Annotated in this window: 9 protein-coding genes; 5 read left to right on the top strand and 4 right to left on the bottom strand. The window is 67.2% G+C overall.

The window, feature by feature from the left end; translation table 11 throughout:
- Positions 1-44: 44 nt before the first annotated feature.
- From llg_RS01305 to llg_RS01315, 3 genes are read right to left on the bottom strand one after another with little or no spacing between them, the layout of a single operon-like run.
- The gene (locus llg_RS01305) at positions 45-2276 is read right to left on the bottom strand and encodes a polysaccharide biosynthesis tyrosine autokinase (RefSeq protein WP_338287706.1); all 2232 of its coding nucleotides are present in this window, start codon (positions 2274-2276) and stop codon (positions 45-47) included.
- A gap of 10 nt (positions 2277-2286) precedes the next feature.
- Complete coding sequence (locus tag llg_RS01310; protein ID WP_338287707.1) at positions 2287-2853, bottom strand: polysaccharide biosynthesis/export family protein; 567 nt, start codon at positions 2851-2853, stop codon at positions 2287-2289.
- Between the two features lie 11 nt (positions 2854-2864).
- Positions 2865-4043 (bottom strand): outer membrane beta-barrel protein, encoded by a 1179-nt coding sequence (locus llg_RS01315; RefSeq protein WP_338287708.1) that lies wholly within the window; start codon positions 4041-4043, stop codon positions 2865-2867.
- Positions 4044-4372: 329 nt separating this feature from the next.
- Here llg_RS01315 and llg_RS01320 point away from each other — a divergent pair, with 329 nt between their 5' ends.
- From llg_RS01320 to llg_RS01340, 5 genes are read left to right on the top strand one after another with little or no spacing between them, the layout of a single operon-like run.
- Positions 4373-6202: a non-ribosomal peptide synthetase gene (locus tag llg_RS01320; RefSeq protein ID WP_338287709.1), complete on the top strand. Its 1830-nt coding sequence runs from the start codon at positions 4373-4375 to the stop codon at positions 6200-6202.
- Positions 6199-15141: an amino acid adenylation domain-containing protein gene (locus llg_RS01325; RefSeq protein WP_338287710.1), complete on the top strand. Its 8943-nt coding sequence runs from the start codon at positions 6199-6201 to the stop codon at positions 15139-15141. Before llg_RS01320 ends, llg_RS01325 begins: the two co-directional genes overlap by 4 nt.
- A gap of 7 nt (positions 15142-15148) precedes the next feature.
- Entirely contained in the window at positions 15149-19177 is a 4029-nt protein-coding gene (locus llg_RS01330) for an amino acid adenylation domain-containing protein (RefSeq protein WP_338287711.1), read from the top strand.
- A 2-nt stretch (positions 19178-19179) separates the two neighbouring features.
- On the top strand, positions 19180-19875 hold the full coding sequence (locus llg_RS01335) for a 4'-phosphopantetheinyl transferase superfamily protein (protein ID WP_338287712.1): 696 nt from the start codon (positions 19180-19182) through the stop codon (positions 19873-19875).
- 5 nt (positions 19876-19880) lie between these two features.
- Complete coding sequence (locus tag llg_RS01340; RefSeq protein WP_338287713.1) at positions 19881-21182, top strand: hypothetical protein; 1302 nt, start codon at positions 19881-19883, stop codon at positions 21180-21182.
- Positions 21183-21249: 67 nt separating this feature from the next.
- Here llg_RS01340 and llg_RS01345 read toward each other — a convergent pair whose 3' ends face one another.
- Positions 21250-21681, bottom strand: coding sequence for a GNAT family acetyltransferase (locus llg_RS01345; protein WP_338287714.1), 432 nt, complete (start codon positions 21679-21681; stop codon positions 21250-21252).
- Between the last annotated feature and the right edge of the window lie 58 nt (positions 21682-21739).

Here is a 21739-nt window from a genome sequence, read left to right on the forward strand (position 1 = left end):
TGGGGGGAGGAGGAACAGGCGATCCGGAGATGGGTAAACGGCACTCATGAGGGCGAGGGCACGAAAAGGGATTCAGGGCCGCCATCGACCCGGCGGGTCTTGGCAACCGGCGGCACGGCGGCCACTTGGGGAGCGGGGAGCGAGGCACGGACCACCGGCACGGCCGGGCCCACGTCGCCAGCGATCTTCGCACGCGCGGACAGCTCGTTCCACACGAAACCGACCAAGCTGCCACCGGAGGTGCGGATCAGATCGGCGGCGCGGCGCAGATCGCGGCGGTCGCTGGCCTTTTCCCGCACCACCAGGCACACGCGGTCCGCGTAGCGGCTGATGGCGAGCGCATCGCTGGTGCCGAGCACCGGCGGGGTGTCGATCACCACGCAATCGAACCACCGGTAGGCATCCTCCAGCAGCGCCGGGAAACGGGTGCCGGAGAGCAGTTCCGACGCGTTCGCCTGCATGGTCCCTGAGGAAAGCAGATACAAGTTCGGCAAGGTCGTGGGATGGCAGGCCTTCGCGGGCTCCGCCGCCCCGGCGAGGTAATCGGCGAGCCCGACCTGCCCCTCCGACGTGCGGAGATGTTCGCGGCTGAGACCGGGACGACGCATGTCCGCGTCCAGCAGCAAGGTCCGCAGGCCCTGCATCGCCAGCGAGGCCGCGTAGTTCATCGCGCAGAACGACCGGCCTTCACCCGGCTTCGCGCTGGTGAACAGCACCGTGGTCGTGCCGGTGTGACCGGGCGCGGGAGACAGCGCGGCCCGCAACCGCCGGAACGACTCCGACGTCTCCGAACCCGGCTGGGAAATGAGCACCGGATCGGCGTCCCCACCCTCACGCAGGGCCGCCACCTTGCTCAGCAGCGGAGCCCCTGTGACACGCGCCGCGGCGGCGGCATCGCGGACCTTGCCATCCGTCAGCTCGAGGCCGACGGCCAGGAGCAGCCCGAAAAACATTCCACCGACCCCGGCCAGCGCCATCATCACGGTCTTGCGCGGCTTGATCGGCTTTTCCGGCACCATCGGCGTGTCCTCCCAACGCAACACCGGCCCCGGCACGGCGGCGGCGAGCGCGGTTTCACGCAGGCGGCTGGCCACCGCCTCGTGGGTGGTGCGGTCGGCGAGCGCCTCGCGTTCCAACGCCTCGAACTTCGCGCGCAAGCCTTCCGCCGCCACGGTGGACGAGCGCGCGGTGGCCACCTCGCGGTTCAGCTTCGCCTCGTTGTCGGACACGATCTGGTAGTTCTTCGCCACCGCCTCGCCAGCCGAGCGCGCGGCCTCGGCGAGGTTTCCGCGGAGGGTCTTCAGCTCGTTGGATGCCTCGATGTACGTGGGATGCTTGTAGAGGTAGCGTTCCTTCACTTTGGCGAATTCCACCTGCTTGTCTTGCACGGCGCGTACCAACGACAGCACGCCCGCGGAACGCTCGCTGTTCGGCAGCGCGGCGATCGCCTCGGGATGGTCGGGGTCGAACTTGCGGAACGCGTCCGCCTCGGCCTCCAGGCGCAGGCGCTCGGCCTTCACCTTGGTCAGTTCGCTTTCGATCCGGCCGAGGTCGTCGGAATTCGGGCCGTTGCGACCGCCCACACCGGGAATCGGATGCGCGTCGCGGAAATCCTGGAGCGCCTTTTCGGACTTCACCATCCGCTCGCGCAGGCCTTCCTCCTCATGGGAAATGCCACCCGCCACCTGGCGCGTCAGGTCGCCCTGCCGCTCGGCGTTCCATTTCTCGTATTCGGAAACCAGCACGCCGACGAGCCGCTGGGCGCGCTCCGGATCCGTGTCTTCCACGGCGATGTCAATGAGGCGCGTGCCACGGCGCAGCTCGACCTTCACGCGCTTCGAAAACGCCGCCAGCAGCTCCTGCCGGGTAGTCGTGCCGTAAGTGAAATCCGGTTGGTCGGCGAGCTTGCCGGAATCGATCACCCGCATCAGCAGCGTGGAAGCGACCAGCCCCTGCTCGACCGAGCGCATTTGTTCGAGATCGCGCGTTTCCTCCGGCGCCACCGCACCGGTCTCCACCACCCGCGGCGCGCGGGCGCTGACATACACCGAGCCGGTCGCCTGGTAGACCTTCCGCGCGTGCTTCAAGTACCACCACATCCCGCCGAGGCACACCGCCGCCACCAGCGCGATGATCCACGAGCGGCGCAACAGCATGCCGATCACCCGCATCGGCTCGACCCGCGGCAGGTAGGCCGTCGCGGCGACACCGCGCTGGGTCGACAACGGCTGGTTGGCCGGGCCCAGGGAGTAATCGGGAGTGCGGTTCGGGTGCATGGGAAAGGGGTTAGAACAGGCTCTCGGGAATGTTGACCACGTCGCCATCTCGCAGCGGGATGTCCTTCGCCTTGCCGGTGGTGATCTCCTTGAGATCCACCTGCTGGACCTCGCCGCCGCGTTTCAGCGTCAGCTTGCGGGCATTGCCGATGCGGGTGACGCCACCGGCCATGCCGATGGCCTCCACCAGCGTGAGCTGACGGTTGGCGGGGAGCTCGAAGACACCGGGGTTCTGCGCCTGACCGAGCACGGTGATGGTCCGGCGCACGCGGGCACCAATGGACACCGACACCTGCGGACGCACCAGGTAGCCGTCCTTCAGCTTTTGCTCGATCGCCTTGCCCGCCTGGTCGGTGGTGAGGCCTTGCAGCCGCACCGCACCGATCAGCGGCATCGTGATCGTGCCGTCCGCCGAGAGCTGGCCGCGGGTCGCGAGCTCATCCTCGCGGAACACCGTGATCTCCACCGTGTCCAGCCGACCGATCACGCCGGATGCCTTGCCGGCGTTCTCCTCCGCCGCCCGCACCACAAAGGGCAGACAAGCGAGCAGGGCGAGCAGGATGCGGAATGGATTCATCGGGTGCCGTGTTAGAATTTGTAGCCGACCTGGATGCCGACGCTGTGGTTGTCGTAGCCGAACCCGGCCTGGCTGGATTCGTCGCGTTCGAAGCGGTAGAACCCTTCCACCTCCATGTTCTCGTTCACCTGGAAACGGACGCTCGGGCGGATGAACACGATGTCGTCGCGGCGGTTCGCCGTGCCGGTCCCGGAGACGCGTTTGTAATCCGCCTTCTCCAGACCGCCTTCCAGCCGCGCCGACCATTTCTCGCCCAGCCGCTGGCTCACGCCCAGCGAGGCACCGGTGAGGTCGTAGTTCTGCCCCGGCAGGTACGCCGAGGCCTCGGTGCGACGGTAACCGCCGACGAAAATCTCGGTGCCCTCGCGCGGCTTCCACGCGACCTTCGCCTCGATCACCGGCGAGGTGGACGAACCGGCATCGAACTCGCGGTGCTCGGCACCTGCCTCCACGTTGAAGGAAATCTTTTCCCGCGGCTGCCATTCGAGCTGGACCGTGCCGCGCTGGACCTTCTGGTCGCCCGCTCCATCCACCTCGAAGGTGCCCGCGCGGTAGGCGATGCCGATCCGGGTTTTGGGCGAGTAGAGGTAACGCAGCGCCGCCTCCCCGTAGGCACTCCGGGAATCGAACAACTGGCGGTCCCGGTAGTCGTTCGAGGACTGGCCCGCGGCCAGTTCGAAGGAAAGCTTCTCACGCGGCGTCCACGCCAGCCTCACCGCCTGCTCCAGCACCAGCCGGTCGGTCTGGCGACCGGCGTCCGCCGTGGCATCGCCGAGCTGGCGAACACGACCACCGTAGGCGACCGCCACTTTGCTGCCGCGCCAGCCCAGATCCCAGGACGCGTCCTGATCGATCCGGTTGGAATCGCCGTGGTCGCTGTAGATCACGCCCACCGGCCGGTAAGCCACGCGGATGTAACCGCCATCCTTGCCGTTGGGATCTCCATAGACGTAAGCCACGCTCGGAGCGAGCCGCACCACGAAGTCCTTCTCCGCCGAGGACGCGGACAGGTAGATGTTGTCGTCGTAGGCACCGGAAACCGTCACCGCCGCCTCGAAACCCTCCCTCCGCACCTTTCCGGCCTCCGCATCCTGGCGAAAACCCAGCCCCGGCTGCACCCGCACGTCGAAGCGATCGGAAACGCGGTCTTCAATACCGCCTCCGGCTTCTTCCCCTGATAATGGCAGCACCACGCTTGCCGTCAAAAGGGCAACCGCAACGCAAACCACCTGGGGGGGGTGTGGTTTTCGGGACATGTCAGGGGGAGAACGTTCGGAGGATAAAAAATGCGAACTCCTCTCACAAGAATTTTCGAGTTTCCCAACCCTACGAGTTCACGTAATATCGAAGCTGAATCGTTGGTGTTTCAATACTTTCCAGCTTCCAACAGCTTCTAGCCGCGGGAAAAGCTTCGTAAATCCCCTCATCTAACGAATGCGCCAAAATTGATATTTAATATAACTTAAATATCCGCAAATTTTCTTCCGCGGTTCCTTTCACCCTCCTCCCCCCAAGGATCATGTCGGCCACCCCTGCTCTCCCCGGGCACGACACCCCCGCCCTCACCCCTCTGCCGGGCATCAGCCCCTGCCCCCTGTCGGACGAGATCGCCCTCGTTTCCGGAGCCTCCGCGCTTACCTATCAGGAACTGGCGGCCCGCGTGCACGCCCTTTCTTCTTTCCTGCGCACGGGCGGCACCGGCCCCGGCGTGCACGTCGGCATTGCCCTGAACCGCTCGATCGAACTGGTCGTCGCGATCCTCGCCGTGGTCGAGGCCGGTGGCGCCTATGTCCCGCTCGATCCCGCGTATCCGCAAGCCCGGCTCGACCACATGGTGGCGACCTCCGGCCTGAAGCGCATCCTCACCCTGCGCGAGCATACCGGGCTGTTTCCTAACAGCGAATGCGTGGCGGTGGATGAATTCACCGCGGCCCCCGTTTCGGAAATCCCGGCTCCTGCCAGCGGCAACGATCCGCTCTACGCCATCTTCACCTCCGGCTCCACCGGCCTGCCCAAGGCCGCCTCGGTCTTCCGCCGCGGCTTTGCCAACCTGGTGGCCTGGTATGCCAAGGAACTCTCGCTCGGCCCCGCCGACCGCACGCTGGTGATCAGCTCGCCGAGCTTCGACCTGACGCAGAAAAACTTCTTCGCCCCGCTGGTCACCAGCGGACGCCTGATCCTGGACGACTGCCAGACCTACGATATTTCTCGTATTTCGAAACTCGTCCGCGACCACGGCGTGACGTTGATCAACTGCACCCCGAGCGCCTTCTATCCGCTGGTCGATGCCTCCGCGGCGGACGGTTACACGGCCCTTTCCTCACTGCGCTGGGCGGTGCTCGGCGGCGAGCCGATCTCGATCCCGCGCCTGCGCGCCTGGCTGGAACATCCGTCGTGCCGCGCCGAGATCGTGAACACCTACGGCCCCACCGAATGCACGGACATCTGCGCCTTCCACCGCATGCACCGGGGCAACCTCGATGCCTTCCCCTTCGTCCCGCTCGGCCGCGAGGTGCCGAACGTCACCGTCACGATCCGCGATGAAGACCTTTCCATCCTGCCCGATGGCGAGCTCGGTGAACTCTGCATCGGTGGCGCGGGTGTCGGCGGCGGCTACCTCAACGATCCCGCCCGCACCGCCGAGCGCTTCGTGCTGGACCACACGCTCTACAAGACCGGCGATCTGGCGAAGCGCCTGCCCTGTGGCACGCTGGAGTTCCGCGGGCGCGCCGACCACCAGGTGAAGGTGAACGGTTTCCGCATCGAGCTCGGCGAGATCGAGATCGCGCTCAACCGCCACGCCGCGGTGAAGGAGGCCGTGGTGATCGCCCGCGACCAACGCCTGGTCGCCCATGTCCAGAACGAGTCGCCGGTCGAGGCCGCCGCCCTCCGCGAGCACCTCGCCACCGCGCTGCCCGCCTACATGATTCCCGGCGAGTTCCATTTCGTCACCGCCTTTCCCCTGACACCGAATGGCAAGGTCGACCGGCTGGCGCTCGCTCACAATGGACATACGGTCGCCACCGCACCGGCCATCGCTTCCAGCGATCCCCACGAGGCGCGCATCCTTTCGATCTGGTCGGAGGTGCTGGAGCGCCCCGTCAGCGATCCCACCGCGAACTTCTTCGACCTCGGCGGCACCTCGATCCTGCTCGCCGTGGTCCACATGAAACTCCGCGAGGCCACCGGCCGCGACATTCCGATCACCGAACTTTTCGCCCGCCCCAGCGTCCGCACTCTGGCCGGGTATCTCCAACCGCAGGCCGCCACCGCGGCCACCTCCGCCGCCCAGGACCGCGCCCGCATGCAGCAAGCGGGCCTGGCCCGCTTCCGCCGCCCCACCCGATGAACGAGGAACTCCAAGAACCCGAAGCCATCGCCGTGATCGGCATGGCCGGCCGTTTCCCCGGCGCCCAGGGCCCGGATGAATTCTGGCAGAACCTGATCACCGGGAAGGACTGCATCACCCGCACCGGCGTCCGCACCGATGCCGAAGGGCGCAAGTACGTCGGAGCCCGTAGCACGCTCAATTCACCCGACCTGTTCGATGCCGCCTTCTTCGGTATCTACCCGAAAGAGGCGGAGCTGATGGACCCGCAGCACCGCGTCTTCCTGGAATGCGCGTGGGAAGCTCTCGAACACTCCGGCCACGATCCCGCCGCCTACCCCGGCATGATCGGCGTTTACGCCGGCCTCAGCCTGAACACCTACCTGCTGCACAACCTCGGCAAGGCCCGCGACCTCGCCGCGAACTACCAGGTGGCCGAGTACCAGACGATGCTCGGCAACGACAAGGACTTCCTGCCGGTCCGCGTGTCCTACAAGCTGAACCTGCGCGGCCCGAGCATGGCGATCCAGACCGCCTGCTCGACCTCGCTGGTCGCCATCTGCCAGGCCGCCACCGCGCTGCTTACCTACCAGTGTGACATGGCGCTGGCAGGCGGCGTCTCGATCAGTTTCCCGCAGATGCGCGAGTATCTGTTCACCGAAGAAGGCATGGTTTCGCCGGACGGCACCTGCCGCGCCTTCGACGCGAACGCCGCGGGCACCGTCTTCGGCAGCGGCTGCGGCGTGGTGTTGCTGAAACGTCTCAGCGAGGCTGTCGCCGATGGCGATCCGATCCTTGCCGTGATCAAGGGCTGGGCCGTGAACAACGACGGCTCGGACAAGATCGGCTTCGCCGCACCCGGCGTGAATGCCCAGGCCGACGTGATCGCGCTGGCCCAGGCCGCCGCCGGAGTGCACCCGGATGACATTTCCTACATCGAGGCCCACGGCACCGGCACGCCGCTCGGCGACCCGATCGAAATCGCGGGCCTCACCAAGGCCTTCCGCGAAGGGGGAGCAACCGGCAACGGCTATTGCGCGATCGGCACCGGCAAAACCCACATCGGCCACCTCGACGTGGCCGCGGGCGTCACCGGCCTCATCAAGACGATCCAGCAGTTCCGCCACGAAAAGATCCCGGCGCTGCTCCATTTCCAGGCCCCGAACCCACGCATCGATTTCGCGAACAGCCCGTTCGCGCCGGTGCAGCGCGAGACCGAATGGAAGTCGGACGGCAAGCCGCGCCTCGCGGGCATCAGCGCCTTCGGGGTCGGTGGCACCAATGCCCACCTCGTGCTTTCCGAACCACCCGCACCGCAGCCGGCCACCCCGGTGCGCAAGCAGCAGTTGCTGGTGCTTTCCGCGAAGACGCCCACCGCGCTCGATGCGATGGCCTCGCGTCTCGCGGATCATCTGGAGAAGGAGACACTCGCGCTCGGCGATGTGGCCCACACGCTGGCTACCGGACGCCGTGGCTTCCCGCATCGTCGTGCGGTCGTCGCGGCTGATGTCACCGAAGCCATCACGAAACTGCGTGAGACCACTTCTTCCGCTCAAGCACCCTCCGCCGCGCCGCACGTCGCCTTCCTGTTCCCCGGCCAAGGCAGCCAGTATCAGGACATGGGCCGCGATCTCTACCAGAGCGAGCCCGCGTTCCGTGAAGCCATCGATGAATGCGCCGCCTTGCTCCAAGGCCACCTGAATCTCGACATCCGCGCCACGCTCTATCCCGTCGATGCCGACCGCGAAGAGGCGGGCAAGCGCATCCACCAGACGTGGCTCACGCAGCCCTGCATCTTCGTCGTCGAATACGCATTGGCGAAGCTGTGGATGTCGTGGGGCATCACACCCTCGCTTCTCATCGGCCATAGCATCGGCGAATACGTCGCCGCCGTATTGGCAGGAACGTTCACGCTTGCCGATGCACTCAAGCTGCTCTCGGTGCGCGGCCGCTTCATGCAGGATCTGCCGGGCGGCGGCATGCTTGCCATCCGCCAGGGAGCCGACCAACTCGTGCTGCCCGCGGGCATCGAGATCGCCGCGATCAACAGCCCGCAGCTCTGCACCGTTTCCGGCAACCACGAGGCCATCGCTGTCTATCAGGCCGAGCTTGAAACCAAGGGCATTGTGAGCCGCATGCTCAAGACTTCCCACGCCTTCCACTCCGCGGCGATGGAGCCGATTGTCGTGCCCTTCACCGCGGAGGCAGCGCAAATCCCCGCCAACACCCCGGCCATCCCGTGGATCTCGACCGCGACCGGCCGGGCCATGGATGCCGCCACGCTCGCCGATCCCGCCTATTGGGCGCGCCAGCTCCGCCATGCCGTGCGTTTCAGCGATGCCCTCGCCACCGCCTTCGCGGAAACCGGCCTGCTGCTCCTGGAGGTCGGCCCGGGCCAAGCGCTCGCACCCTTCGCCCGCCAGCACCCGGCCCGGGGCACCACGCCGGTGGTCTCCACCCTGCCGTCGTTCTCGCCCGTCACCGATGTCTCCGACCTCCTCGCCGCCGCCGGCGAGCTTTGGAAAAACGGCGTGGCCCTCGATTGGTCCGCCCTCTCCGGACACGTCCCGCACCACCGCGTCCACCTTCCCACCTACCCGTTCGAACGCCAGAGCTTCTGGATCGACCGCTCGGCGGAAAGCACCTCACCCGTGCCCATCCCCGCCCCTTCCATTCCGTCATCCGCCGTCGCCCATCCCCCATCCCCTCCCCCCGCAGTCATGTCCACCCCCACTGACCGCAAACCCGAGCTCGCCGCCAAGCTGCGCGCCGTCGTCCTCGAACTCTCCGGCCTCACCGTGGACGACGACAAGGCGACCTTCACCGAACTCGGCTTCGATTCCCTTTTCCTCACCCAGGCCAGCCAGGCGATCCTCACCAAGTTCGGCGTGAAGGTGACCTTCCGCCAGATGCTCGGCGAACTGTCGTCCGTGGCCGCGCTGGTGAACCATCTCGACCAGGAGATGCCCGCGTCGGCTCCGGCTACGACAGTTGCCGTAGCAGCCGTCCCCATGCCCCCCGTGGTGGCGGCTCCACAGCCCACCGGCGGATCGCCCATCGAACAGCTCATCGCGAACAACATCCAGCTCATGCAGGCGCTGCTGGAAAGCCATCGTGCGGGAAGCGCCCCGGCCGCGGCACCCGCGCCCGCCTCGGTCCTGCCCGCCGTCCATTGGCCCGCGGACAAGCCCCGCTCCACCGCCGCCAACAGCCGCTTCGGCCCCTACAAACCCATCGAGAAAGGCGAGAAAGGCGGCCTCACCGCCACCCAGCAGTCGTCGCTCGACTCACTGATCGACCGCTACACCCGCAAGACCCCGGGCTCCAAGGCCTACACCGCCGAGCACCGCGGCCACTACGCCGACCCACGTGCGGTGGCGGGCTTCAAGTCGCTGTGGAAGGAAATGGTCTACCCCATCGTCTCGCGGCGCACCAAGGGCGCGCGGCTGTGGGACATCGACGGCAACGAATACGTCGACATCACCATGGGCTTCGGCACCTACTTCTTCGGCCACTCGCCGGAGTGGATCACCGAGGCCATCGAGGAACAGCTCCACACCGGCATCGAGATCGGGCCGCAGTCGCCCATCGCGGGCAAGCTCGCCGGAGCGATCTGCGAGCTGACCGGCATGGACCGCGCGACGTTCTGCAACACCGGCTCGGAGGCCGTGATGGCCGCCATGCGGCTCGCCCGCACCATCACCGGCCGCCAGCGCATCGCCTACTTCACCGGTGACTACCACGGCATGTTCGAGGAGGTGCTGGTCCGCGGCGCGTGGATCGACGGCGTTTACAAGGCCCAGCCGATCGCCCCCGGCATCCCGCAGAACCTGGTCGAGAACATGCTGGTGCTCGACTACGCCGATCCCACCTCGCTGGACATCCTGCGTGCCCACGCCCACGAGCTGGCCGCGGTGATGATCGAGCCGGTGCAGAGCCGCGCCCCCGGCCTCCAGCCGCGCGAGTTCATGCACGAGGTCCGCGCCATCACCCGCGAGGGCGGTGCGGCACTGATTTTCGATGAGGTGGTCACCGGCTTCCGCTGCGCCCCGGGCGGCGCGCAGGCCTACTTCGGCGTCGAGGCGGACCTCGCCACCTACGGCAAGGTGATCGGCGGCGGCATGCCCATCGGCGTGCTGGCCGGAAAACGCGAATACATGGATGCTCTCGACGGCGGCGCATGGAACTACGGCGACGATAGTTTTCCGGAAGTCGGCGTGACATTCTTCGCCGGCACCTTCGTCCGGCACCCGCTGGCGCTCGCCGCGGCCTGGCGCGTGGTCCAGCATCTCAAGGGCGAGGGGCCGCGCCTCCAGATCGACATGGAGGAACGCGTGAGCCGCCTGTGCCGCACGCTCAACGATCACTTCGACTCCATCGACGTGCCGCTGCACATCCCGCACTTCAGCGCCTACGCGGTGATCGAGCACGCGCCCGATCTCAAATACGCCAGCGTGCTGTGGTATTTCCTCCGCGAGCGCGGCGTCCACGTTTGGGAAGGCCGCCCGCTTTACTTCACCACCGCCCACACCGACGAAGATCTCGACCAGGTCGTGCGCGGTTTCACCGGAGCTGTGGCCGACATGCAGGCCGCCGGGTTCTTCCCCGCCTCGCCCGAGGACGCGCCATCCGCGCCCACCTCCTTCCCGCGTCACGACAGTGCGCCGAGCACCGAGGCCCAGCGCGAGATTTTCCACGCGGTCCAGATGGGCCCGGAAGCGAACGCGTCCTTCAACGAATCGAACCTGATCCGATTCGATGGCATCCTCGATCCGGAGGCACTGAAAGCCGCGCTGCTCGACCTCGTCGTGCGCCATCCCGCCCTCCGCAGCACCTTCAGCGAGGACGGCGGCACCCAGCTCTTCCACCCCGCCCCTCGCGACCTGGAGGTGACCACCCACGATCTATCCGCCTTCACGGATGCCGAGGCACGCTGGCACGACATCCGCCGCGAGGAATCGCTCCAGCCCTTTGACCTCGTCACCGGTCCGCTGGTCCGCATCCACCTCGCGCGATTCGCCGGGGACCGCCACGCCCTGCTCTTCACCGCCCACCACCTCGTGTGCGACGGCTGGTCGTTCGGCATGCTGATGGCGGAGCTCGCCACCGCTTACGATGCCCGCAAGGCCGGTCACCTGCCGAAACTCCCGCCCGCGATGCCGTTCGCGGAATATGCCCGCCACGAGGTGGTCGCTCGCGATTCACAGGAAGCCCTCGACGCCGAGCGCTTCTGGGTCTCGAAGTTCGAGCAGGGTGCGCCCGTGCTTGAACTCCCGGTCGATCGTCCCCGCCCGTCGGTGAAAACCTACGCCGGTTCGATGGAATCCATCGAGCTCGATCCGGATCTCTACGCCCGCCTCAAGAAGGAATCCTCGAAGCTCGGCGGCACGATGTTCGCCACCCTGCTCTCGTCCTTCGCCACCCTGCTGCACCGCCTCACCGGCCAGGACGACATCGTCATCGGCGTGCCCGCCGCGGGCCAGACCCGCATCGGCCGCGATGAACTCGTCGGCCACTGCCTGAACTTCCTGCCGCTGCGCCTGAAGCCCACAGGCGACCGCCCGTTCCGCGAGTTCGCCACCGGAGTGAAAGACGAGGTGCTGGAAGCCTACGACCACCAGAACTACACCTTCGGCAGCCTGCTCAAAAAGCTCACTTTGCCGCGCGACACCAGCCGCCTGCCGTTGGTCACGGTGATGTTCAACATCGACCGCTCCGGCTTCGACCACGTCCGCTTCGACAAGCTCACCTTCGACGTCGAGACCAACCCCAAGCGCTTCGTCAACTTCGACCTGTTCTTCAACCTCTCGCAGTCCGATCAGCGCATGGTCGTCGAATGCGAATACAACACCGACCTCCACGACGCGGCCACCATCCGCCGCTGGCTCGGTGCGTTCCAACAACTCATCGCCAGCGCGGTGGACAACGGCGACGCCACCCTCGATCAACTCCCGATCCTGCCACCCCAGCAACGCGATCAGGTCCTCGTGCAATGGAACGCCACCCGTCGCGATTACCCGGCCGCCACCGTCGACCAACTCATCTCCGGCCCGGCCCAAAAGACCGCCGTCCGCTGCGGCCCGCTGGCCTTGACCTACGCCGACCTCGAGACCCAGTCCACCGCCCTCGCCGCCCGCCTTCAGGCCGCGGGTGTGAAGCGCGGCGACCTCGTCGGCATCCACTTGGAACGCTCCACCGCCATGGTCACCGGCCTGCTGGCGATCCTGAAATGCGGCGCGGCCTACGTGCCCATGGACCCGGCGTTTCCCGCGGAACGCCTCGGCTTCATGGTGGAGGACGCACGCATGCCGGTGATCCTCACCCAGTTCTCCCACCGCCACGCGCTGCCGCCGACCACCGCGAAGCTCATCCTCATCGATGATGCCCCGAACGGCGAAACCTTCACCCCCGTCGAGCGCCATCCCGAGGACCTCGCCTACGTCATCTTCACCTCCGGCTCCACCGGCCGGCCGAAGGGCGTCCGCATCCCACACCGCGCGGTGGTGAATTTCCTTGCCTCGATGCGCCGCGAGCCCGGCCTCACCGCGGACGACGTCTTGCTCGCCGTCACCACCCTGTCCTTCGACATCGCGGGCCTCGAACTCTTCCTCCCGCTCACCACCGGGGCCACCGTCGTGATTGCCACCCGCGACACCGTCATCGACGGCCACCAGCTCCACCAGGAAATCGACCGCCACGGCATCACCGTCCTCCAAGCCACCCCGTCCACCTGGCGGCTCCTCCTGGAAGCCTCGTGGCCCGGCAAGCGCGGCCTGAAAGCCCTCCTCGGCGGCGAAGCCGTGCCCCGCGATCTGGTCAACCGCCTCGCCCCGATTTGCGGCGAGGTCTGGAACGTCTACGGCCCCACCGAAACCACCATCTGGTCCACCACCATCCGCCTCACCGCGGAGGACGGCCCGGTGTCCATCGGCCGCCCGATCGACAACACCCAGGTCTTCATCGTCAACTCCGCCTTCCAGCCGCAGCCCATCGGCATCGCGGGAGAACTCCTCATCGGCGGCGACGGCCTCGCCGCAGGCTACCACGAGCGCCCCGACCTCACCTCCGACCGCTTCATTACCCTAAACTCTCAACCTCTCTACCGCACCGGCGACCTCGCCCGCTGGCGCGCCGATGGCACACTCGAGTGCCTCGGCCGCATGGACCACCAGGTGAAAGTCCGCGGCTACCGCATCGAACTCGGCGACATCGAATCCCACCTCGAACAACACCCCGCCATCGAGCAAGCCATCGCCCACGTCCACGACGGACGCCTCGTCGCCTACCTCCGCCCCGCGAAAACCACCACCGCCACCGACGACACCGCGATCTGGCAGGACCAGTGGGACATGCTCTACAGCTCCGCCATCAGCCAATCCGGCTCGTCGAAGCTCGACAACCTCGACGCCGTCATCACCTCCTGGGCCGGGCTCGAAAACGCCGGTGAACAGGTCACCGAGTGGATCGACACCACCGTCGAACGCGTCCGCCACTACGCCGCGCGCCGTATTTTCGAAATCGGCTGCGGCACCGGCCAGCTCCTCTCCCGCCTCGCGGCGGAAACCGAAGCCTATTGGGCCGCCGACATCTCGAAGGTCGCCGTCGAGGCCTTGGAAAAGGGCAACACCCTGCCCCAGGTGAAACTCTTCCACCGCCCCGCCGATGACTTCAGCGGCCTCCCGGAAGCCGCCTTCGATACCGTCATCATCAACTCCGTCGCCCAGTATTTCCCGAACGCCGCCTACCTCCAGCGTGTGCTGGAAGGAGCCGCCCGCCTGCTCCGTCCCGGTGGCCGCATCTTCCTTGGCGACATCCAGGGCAATGCCCTCCTCGCCGCCCACCACGCCGAATCCCTCCGCGAACGAGCCCCGTCCGGCACCACCTGCCGCCAGCTCCGCGAGAAGGTCACCCAGCGCATCCACCAGGAAACCGAGCTATCCATCGATCCCGCGTGGTTCGACCAACTCGCGCTCCCCGCCATCGGCCACACCGAGATCCAGCTCCGCCGCGGCCGCATCGCGAACGAGACCACCACCTACCACTACGACGTCATCCTCCACGCCGAGCCGGTGCCGCCCGTCGTCCTCATCACCCAGTGGCGCGATTGGCAGCGGCTCAACCTCGAGCAGTTGGAAGCCATGCTCGCGGACCAACCGGACCAGCTCGCCTTCACCCGCATCCCCGATGCCCGCCTGTCCCGCCCGCTCGCCTTCCTCCAGCAGCTCTGCGACGGCGACGCCGATGCGCCCATTCCCGCGTGGCCCGCGGGCAATCCCGGCACCATCACCGCCGAGGAACTCTTCTCCGTCGCCATCCAGGCCGGCTACAACGCCCACGTCTCCTGGCACACCGACGGCACCGATGGCCTCCTCGACGCCGTCTTCGTCCCCGCCGAGAGCGGCGCGCTCCCGCTCCGCCTCGTTCACCCGCGCCAACGCCCCGCGTTCTCGCTGGTCAATACCCCGAACCACGACAAGCCCGCCAAGGAAAGCGCCCTCTTCCCCACGCTGCGCCAGCACCTCGCCGCCCACCTGCCGGACTACATGGTGCCCTCCGCCTTCGTGATCCTCTCCGCCTTCCCGCTCACCCCGAACGGCAAGGTCGATCGCAAGGCGCTGCCCGCCCCGGACGGCCAGACCTCCGGCAACACCCCGCGTGAAACCGTCCCCCCGCGCAACGACGTCGAACGCGAACTCGCCTCGATCTGGCAACACGTGCTCGGTATCGAAAACGTCGGCATCGAGGACGACATCTTCGAACTCGGCGGCGATTCTATCCTGATCTTCCAGATCACCACCCGCGCCAACCGCTCCGGCATCGCCCTCACCCCCGCGATGGTCTTCCGCCTCCGCACCATCTCCGGATTGGCAAACGCCGTCGGATCCGCTCCCATCGAACAAACTGGCACCACGCCCACGATCCAACGCGTGAACCGCGACGCCTACCGCCGCAAACTCTGAGACCGACATGAACCCGATGCCGGCCAACTCCAACACCACCGACACCTCCGGTCCCGCGCCGGAGGCGGAGGTGCTCGCCTTTCCCGCCTCCCCCGCCCAGGAGGCATTCTTCTACCTCGAGCAGCTCTTTCCCAGCCACCCCGCGTTCAACGTGCCGGTGCGCTTCCGCCTCGATGGCGCGCTTGATCTCGGCCTGCTGAAGCGCGCTTTCACCGAGCTCGCCACCCGCCACGAATCCCTCCGCACCTCCTTCGCCGAGGATGATGGCAAGCTGCTCCAGATCGTGAACACGGAGGAAGAGGTCACCCTCCCCGTCACCGACATCTCCCACCTCTCCGGCGCGGAGCTGGAATCCGAAATCGACCGCCTCGGTTCGCTGGAGGCACGCGCGCCCTTCGATCTCGCCAAGCCCCCGCTCTTCCGCGCCAGCGTGCTCGTCACCGGCCCGGACAGGCACATCCTCCAGATCACCATCCACCACGCCGTGAGCGATGGCTGGTCGATCGGCATCATCACCGACGAACTCGCCGAGCTCTACAACGCCGCACTCGAGGACCGCGCCTCCCGCCTCGAACCGCTCGCCGTCCAATACGCCGACTTCACCATCTGGCAGCGCGAGTTCCTGGAAAGCCCCGGCCTCACCCCGCATCTCGAGTATTGGAAAAACCGGCTCAAGAACCACGTCGAGCTGGAACTCCCCACCGACCGCCCCCGCCCCGCCGCGAAGAGCTGGGACGGCGACATCGTCTCCCGCATCCTCCCCGCCAGCCTCAGCGAGAAGGTCGCCCGCCTTTCTCGCGAGCAGGGCGCGACCATGTTCCATGTCTTCCTCGCCGCGTTCAAGGCGGTCGCCAGCCGCTACACCGGCCTCGAGGACATCGCCGTCGGCTCACCCGTGGCCGGTCGCACCAGCGCCGAGCTGGAGGGCGTCATCGGCACTTTCATCAACAGCGTGATCCTCCGCACGGATATCTCCGGCGATCCATCGTTCCGTGAACTGGTCGCCCGCACCCGCGACACCGCCACCGAGGCCATCGCCCACCAGGACCTTCCCTTCGAGCAACTGGTGAAGGCCCTGCAACCGCGTCGCGATCCGGGCCGCAATCCGCTCTTCCAGATCAACTTCACCCACCAGCGCGATTTCGTCCGCCCCGTCTCCTTCGGCGGTGCCCGCCTCACCGCGTTCCCGTCCCGCTCGCCCGGCGCGATCTTCGACCTCCACTTCTTCATGGTCGAGCGCGCCGATGGCTGGCGCGCGTCCTGCGATTTCGCCCGCGATCTCTTCGACCGCGAAACCGCCCTGCGCCTGCTCGATCATTTCGAAACGCTGCTCGAAGCCGCCACCGCGGACCCGGACCAACCGCTTTCCGCCCTGCCCATCCTCACCCCGCCGGAAGTACTCCAGCTCGACGATTGGTCTGGCAAACGGCCGCCCTATCCCGCGGACGAACCCCTCGGAAGCCTCTTCCTCGCCAGCGCCCGCCGCCACACGGATCGCCCCGCTCTCACCTACGGCGAAAACAGTATTTCCTACCGTGACCTCGCGCACGCCGCCCTCGCCATCGCGGACCGGCTCGCCGCGGATGGCGTGAACCCTGGCGACCACGTCGCGCTCTGCGCCCCCTCCGTGCCGGAAATGATCGCCGCCCAGCTCGGCATCGTCCTCGCCGGCGCGTCCTGCGTGCCGCTCGATCCGGACTACCCCGCCGACCGACTCCGCTACATGCTGGAGGACTGCGCCGCACCGGTGCTGGTCGTCACCCCGTCGATGCGCGAGCGACTCCCCGCCGGAAACGCCCGCGTCCTCGTCCTGGAACCCATCGCCACCGGCACCACGGCGGACATCCCGGACACCCGGCCCGGATCCGTTACCGCCGACTCCATTTCCCACGTCTTCTACACCAGCGGCTCCACCGGCACGCCGAAGGGAGTCCAGGTCCGCCACCGCGGGATCTCCCGCCTCGTCCACGATGCCGGCTTCATGGAGTTCGGCCCGGACGATTCCTTCCTCCAGGCCGCGCCGATCTCGTTCGATGCCGCCACCCTCGAAATCTGGATGCCCCTCCTGCTCGGCGGCCGCGTCGTCCTCGCCGGGGAAAACGGCACCACCCTCGATGGAATCGCCCGCGCGGTGAAGCAGGGCGGCGTCACCTGCCTGTGGCTCACCGCCGGCCTGTTCCAATCGATGATCGACGAACACCCGGAGGATCTACGGGGACTGAAGTATTTGCTCGCCGGTGGCGACATCCTTTCGCCCGCCCATGTCCGGAAGGCCCTCGAAGCCCTCCCCGGCACGAAGCTCGTCAACGGCTACGGCCCCACCGAGAACACCACCTTCACCTGCTGCCACACCATCACCGCCGCCGATCTCAAGCGCCCCTCCATCCCCATCGGCCGCCCGATCGGCAACACCACCGCCCACATCCTCGATGAACGCCTCCGCCCCGTCCCCATCGGCGTGCCGGGCGAGCTCTTCACCGGTGGCGACGGTCTCGCCGCGGGCTACCTCCACCAGCCCGACCTCACCGCCGAGCGCTTCATTTCTGTCTCTCACCTCTCACCCCTCAACTCTCAGCCTCTTTACCGCACCGGCGACCTCTGCCGCTGGTTGCCGGATGGCACCATCGAGTTCCTCGGACGCCGCGACCATCAGGTGAAGATCCGCGGGTTCCGCATCGAGCTCGGCGAGATCGAAACCGCCCTCGCCGCCCACCCGTCCGTGGGTCAGGTGAAAGTCGCCGCCCGCGGCGCGGATGCCGGCTCGAAGAAGCTCCTCGCCTGGGTCAGCCCCTCGACACAAGGCCCGCCCCCCGATCCCACGGTGCTCCGCGAGTTCCTGAAGGAGCGCCTGCCTGCCTACATGCGCCCCGCCGCCATCGGCGTGGTGGCGAAGTTCCCGCTCAACGCGAATGGCAAGGTCGACACCAAGGCCCTGCCCGATCCCTCCCTCCCCGCCACCGCCGGTGCCAGCCTGCCGCGGACCGAGATCGAAAAACAGCTCGCCGCCATCTGGCTGGAACTGCTGGAGGTTCCATCGCTGGGCATCGACGATGAATGGTTCGATCTCGGCGGCCACTCCCTGCTCGCGCTGAAATTGTTCTCCCGTATCCATCGCGAGTTCGACCGCAGCCTGCCACTGGCCACCCTCATCACCCACCCCACGATCCGCTCCCTCGCCAGCATCCTGGAGCCATCCGCGCCCGCATCCATTCCGGCCGAGACACCAGAGGGCGCATTGATCGTCACCCTGCGCGAAGGCTCGCTCACCCCGCTCTTCGCCATCCACGGCGGGGACGGCGCCACCCTCTTTTACCGCGACCTCGCCTCCCGCCTCACCGACCGCCCGTTCCACGCGATCGAGTCCCTCCAGTTGAACCACAGCGGACCGATCACGGTCGACTCCATCGAGGAAACTGCCGCCTCCTACATCCAGGCCATTCGCCGTTTCCAGCCGCAGGGCCCTTATTGCATCGCGGGCTACTCCTTCGGCGGACTGGTGGCCTGGGAGATCGCCCATCAATTGGAAGCCACCGGCGAAACCGTCGCCTTCACCGCGCTGTTCGATACCGCCAACCCCGCCGCCATCACCCGCCAGCATTCACCGCTCGGCCGGGTGAAGGCGTTCTGGGAACAGCACGCCGATCTCCCTGTGACCGAACGCGCGGGCAAGCTCGCCGCCCGTTTCGTCGAAGGCACCCGCACCCACCTCCGCGTGAAACGCGAGATCGCCGAAGCCGCCACCAGCCAACCCGCCGAGGCCCATTCCGATCTCCGCCGGATCCAGCTCCGCGAGGCCCACGATACCGCGATGATCCGCTACCAGCCCACCCGCCTGAACGGCTCCGCCCATCTCTTCAAGGCCCGCATCACCGGTGACAAGGTCCAGATCGCCGCCGACTACGGCTGGACTTCCCTCTGCGCGGGTCTGACCATCCGCGAGATCCCCGGCAAGCACCTCACCCTGTTCGATGCCGAACACGTGGAGGAATTCGCCCGCTCGCTCGATGCCGCCCTCCGCGCCTGCGATCCCCGCTGACCATGCGCCCACCCGCCCCAGGCACCATCGAGGTCCATCTGGTTCGCCCGGACGATGTCCCCGCGGCTCTAACAGATCGTTACCTCGATTCCGCCGAGCGCGAGCGCGCCGCCGCGTTCCGCTTCCCGGAACACGCCGACCAGTGGAAACGCTTCCGCACCGCCCTGCGGACCACCCTCGCCGGATACCTCGGCTGCGATCCACAAGACGTCGCCCTCGCCACCGGTGAGCATGGCAAGCCCATGCTGCCCCTCTCGCCCTCCCTCCACTTCAATCTCACCCACACCCGGGATCTCGCCCTGATCGCCATCAGCACCGATGGCCCCGTCGGCATCGACGTGGAACCCACCTCCCGCGCCCGGGATCTTCCCGAGTGCGCCTCCTCCTTCTGCCATCCCGCTGAACTCGCCGCGCTTCCCCTCGAGTTGGATGCGCGGCAAGCCGACCTGCTCCGCATCTGGACCGCCAAGGAGGCCGGAGCCAAGGCCGCGGGTACCGGCTTCTCCGTTTCCCCCTGTGATCTCCAGGTCACCACCGATTCCGTGATCGATGCCACCGGCCGCGAGTGGCCTCTCATCCGTCTTGAGCACCCCGGCCTCTCGGGCCATCTCGCCCACCTTTGCGCCTTGCAGAAACCGGCCGCGGTGCGGATTCTGGATCGACCTGCGGCCTATCGCATGACCGCTCGCACGTCCTAACACCCATGGCCGAGGCCCTTCAATTCCACTGCCCGTCCTGCGGCAGCGTCCTGCGAATCCCCTCGACCGGCGCGGGCATGCGCGGCCCCTGCCCCCATTGCCGCCAGCCCATCGTCGCCCCCGATCCCCTGCGCGGCATCCCTGCTTTCGTGCTCGCCACCGCGCCCGCGGAACCGGCTCCTGCACCGACTCCTACACAGAGCCCGGTTCACCCGCCGCAAGCCGTGGGCATCCCACTGGCCACCATCATCCACGAGCCCCAGGCACCACCAGCCCCGCCCCAGGCAACGGTCGTCCACGAACCCGCGATCCCGCATCCACCAATCGTTCCTCAAGCGGCCTACGTGCCCCCTGCCCCTCCGGTTGAAGCACCTTCTACGGTTCTCGTAAATCCAGCCCCGGCCCCTCCGCCATCAGTAGCCGCGCCCGCGCCCACGGCGGCTACCACCCCATCGCCGGTCACCGCCACCCGCTCCGGTCTCCCTATCGCCCTGATCGTCGGCACCCTCGCCGCCGTCCTCGCCTTCGCCGGTGGCTATCAAAGCGGCCACCAAAACCCGGCCACACCAAAGGCGGAGCCCGAAGCCCCCACAGCCGCCCCCCTCGTCGAGCCCGTCATCCCCAAGGCCAAAGTCGTCGAGGAACCCGCGGAGGCCACCCACTCGCCGCATCAGCCCACGCTCGCCGAGCCGCGCCACGTCCTCGAATCCTTCCTCGCCGCTCCCACCTGGCAGCAACGCGCCGCCTTCGCCCTCTACCCCGATCAGGCGAAGCCCCGCATGAAGAACTACTACGCGGTTCATCCCGACAAGGCCACCGCCTACGACCAACTCGTCGTCGAACACGCCGAGGTCAATGAATCCACCGGCCTCCTGCTCGCCGTCTTCCGCGTCCACACCTCGCAATTTCCCAAGGGCTATCCCGTCGCCGTCGCCGAAACCCCCACCGGCTGGCTCGTCGACTGGGCCACCTTCATCGAATACCAGGACAGCCTCTTCCAGAAGTTCCTCGAGGGCGATGGCGACGCCGAAGGCATCTTCCACCTCATCGTCCGCCAATCCCCACAGCCCTCGAAGACCGCAGATCGCATCGATTACGACCTCATCACCGCCACCCCTGGTGCCCCGCAAAAAGCCAGCGCCGCCAAAAACAGCGCCGCCGCCAGCCAGCTCGCCGAAGTCACCGGAGACGGCAACGTCGCCACTCCCGTCCTCCAACTCGCCCGCCGCACCAACCCCGACGGCACCAAACGCATCGAAATCCTCGCCGTCCCCGCCACCGACTGGCGGCCACGCCCCGAGCAGTAATCTTTTGTAGCCGCGTTCGGGAGAACGTGGGCTGGGCACACCCACCCACCCCTACCCAAGCCCCCCCTCAACGCTCAAGCGGCTCATCCACGATCAACCGCTTGCCCATGCTCGTGACGGGATCGCAAGAAAACCCGAGGCGCTCGTAAAATTCGATCACCCGCGTGTTCGTCGAGCGGACTTGGAGATTGATCTTCGGACACCCCAATTCGCACAGAAGCTCCTCGGCCCGCTCCATGATCCGTCGGCCATGTCCGCCTTTCTGAAGATGTGGAGCCACCGCGAGATAATTGATCCAGCCGCGGTGCCCCTCGTAGCCCGCCATCACGGTCGCGACGATCCCGGCTTCCATCACGCCTACCAGGAACAGCTCCGGGGAATCGGCCAGCTTCCGCTGGATGTCCGCCACCGGATTGTTCTGCGGGGCCAGCAACCCGCAGCGTCCCCACAACTCGATGACAGCGTCCTGATCCCTCGGCTGATAGGTGCGGATGACCATAGGACGAACCCTAACAGCTCACGCCATCCTGTCGATGCCCCGCGCGCGTCGGACACGA

This window comes from Luteolibacter sp. LG18 (genome assembly GCF_036322585.1).
Classification (GTDB): Bacteria; Verrucomicrobiota; Verrucomicrobiia; order Verrucomicrobiales; family Akkermansiaceae; genus Luteolibacter.

Excerpts from the sequence above, each read along its gene's own strand:
- llg_RS01340 (WP_338287713.1), top strand. The coding sequence starts at position 19,881 with ATGGCCGAGGCCCTTCAATTCCACTGCCCGTCCTGCGGCAGCGTCCTG.
- llg_RS01320 (WP_338287709.1), top strand. The coding sequence starts at position 4,373 with ATGTCGGCCACCCCTGCTCTCCCCGGGCACGACACCCCCGCCCTCACC.
- llg_RS01325 (WP_338287710.1), top strand. The coding sequence starts at position 6,199 with ATGAACGAGGAACTCCAAGAACCCGAAGCCATCGCCGTGATCGGCATG.
- llg_RS01310 (WP_338287707.1), bottom strand. The coding sequence starts at position 2,853 with ATGAATCCATTCCGCATCCTGCTCGCCCTGCTCGCTTGTCTGCCCTTT.
- llg_RS01330 (WP_338287711.1), top strand. The coding sequence starts at position 15,149 with ATGAACCCGATGCCGGCCAACTCCAACACCACCGACACCTCCGGTCCC.
- llg_RS01305 (WP_338287706.1), bottom strand. The coding sequence starts at position 2,276 with ATGCACCCGAACCGCACTCCCGATTACTCCCTGGGCCCGGCCAACCAG.
- llg_RS01345 (WP_338287714.1), bottom strand. The coding sequence starts at position 21,681 with ATGGTCATCCGCACCTATCAGCCGAGGGATCAGGACGCTGTCATCGAG.
- llg_RS01335 (WP_338287712.1), top strand. The coding sequence starts at position 19,180 with ATGCGCCCACCCGCCCCAGGCACCATCGAGGTCCATCTGGTTCGCCCG.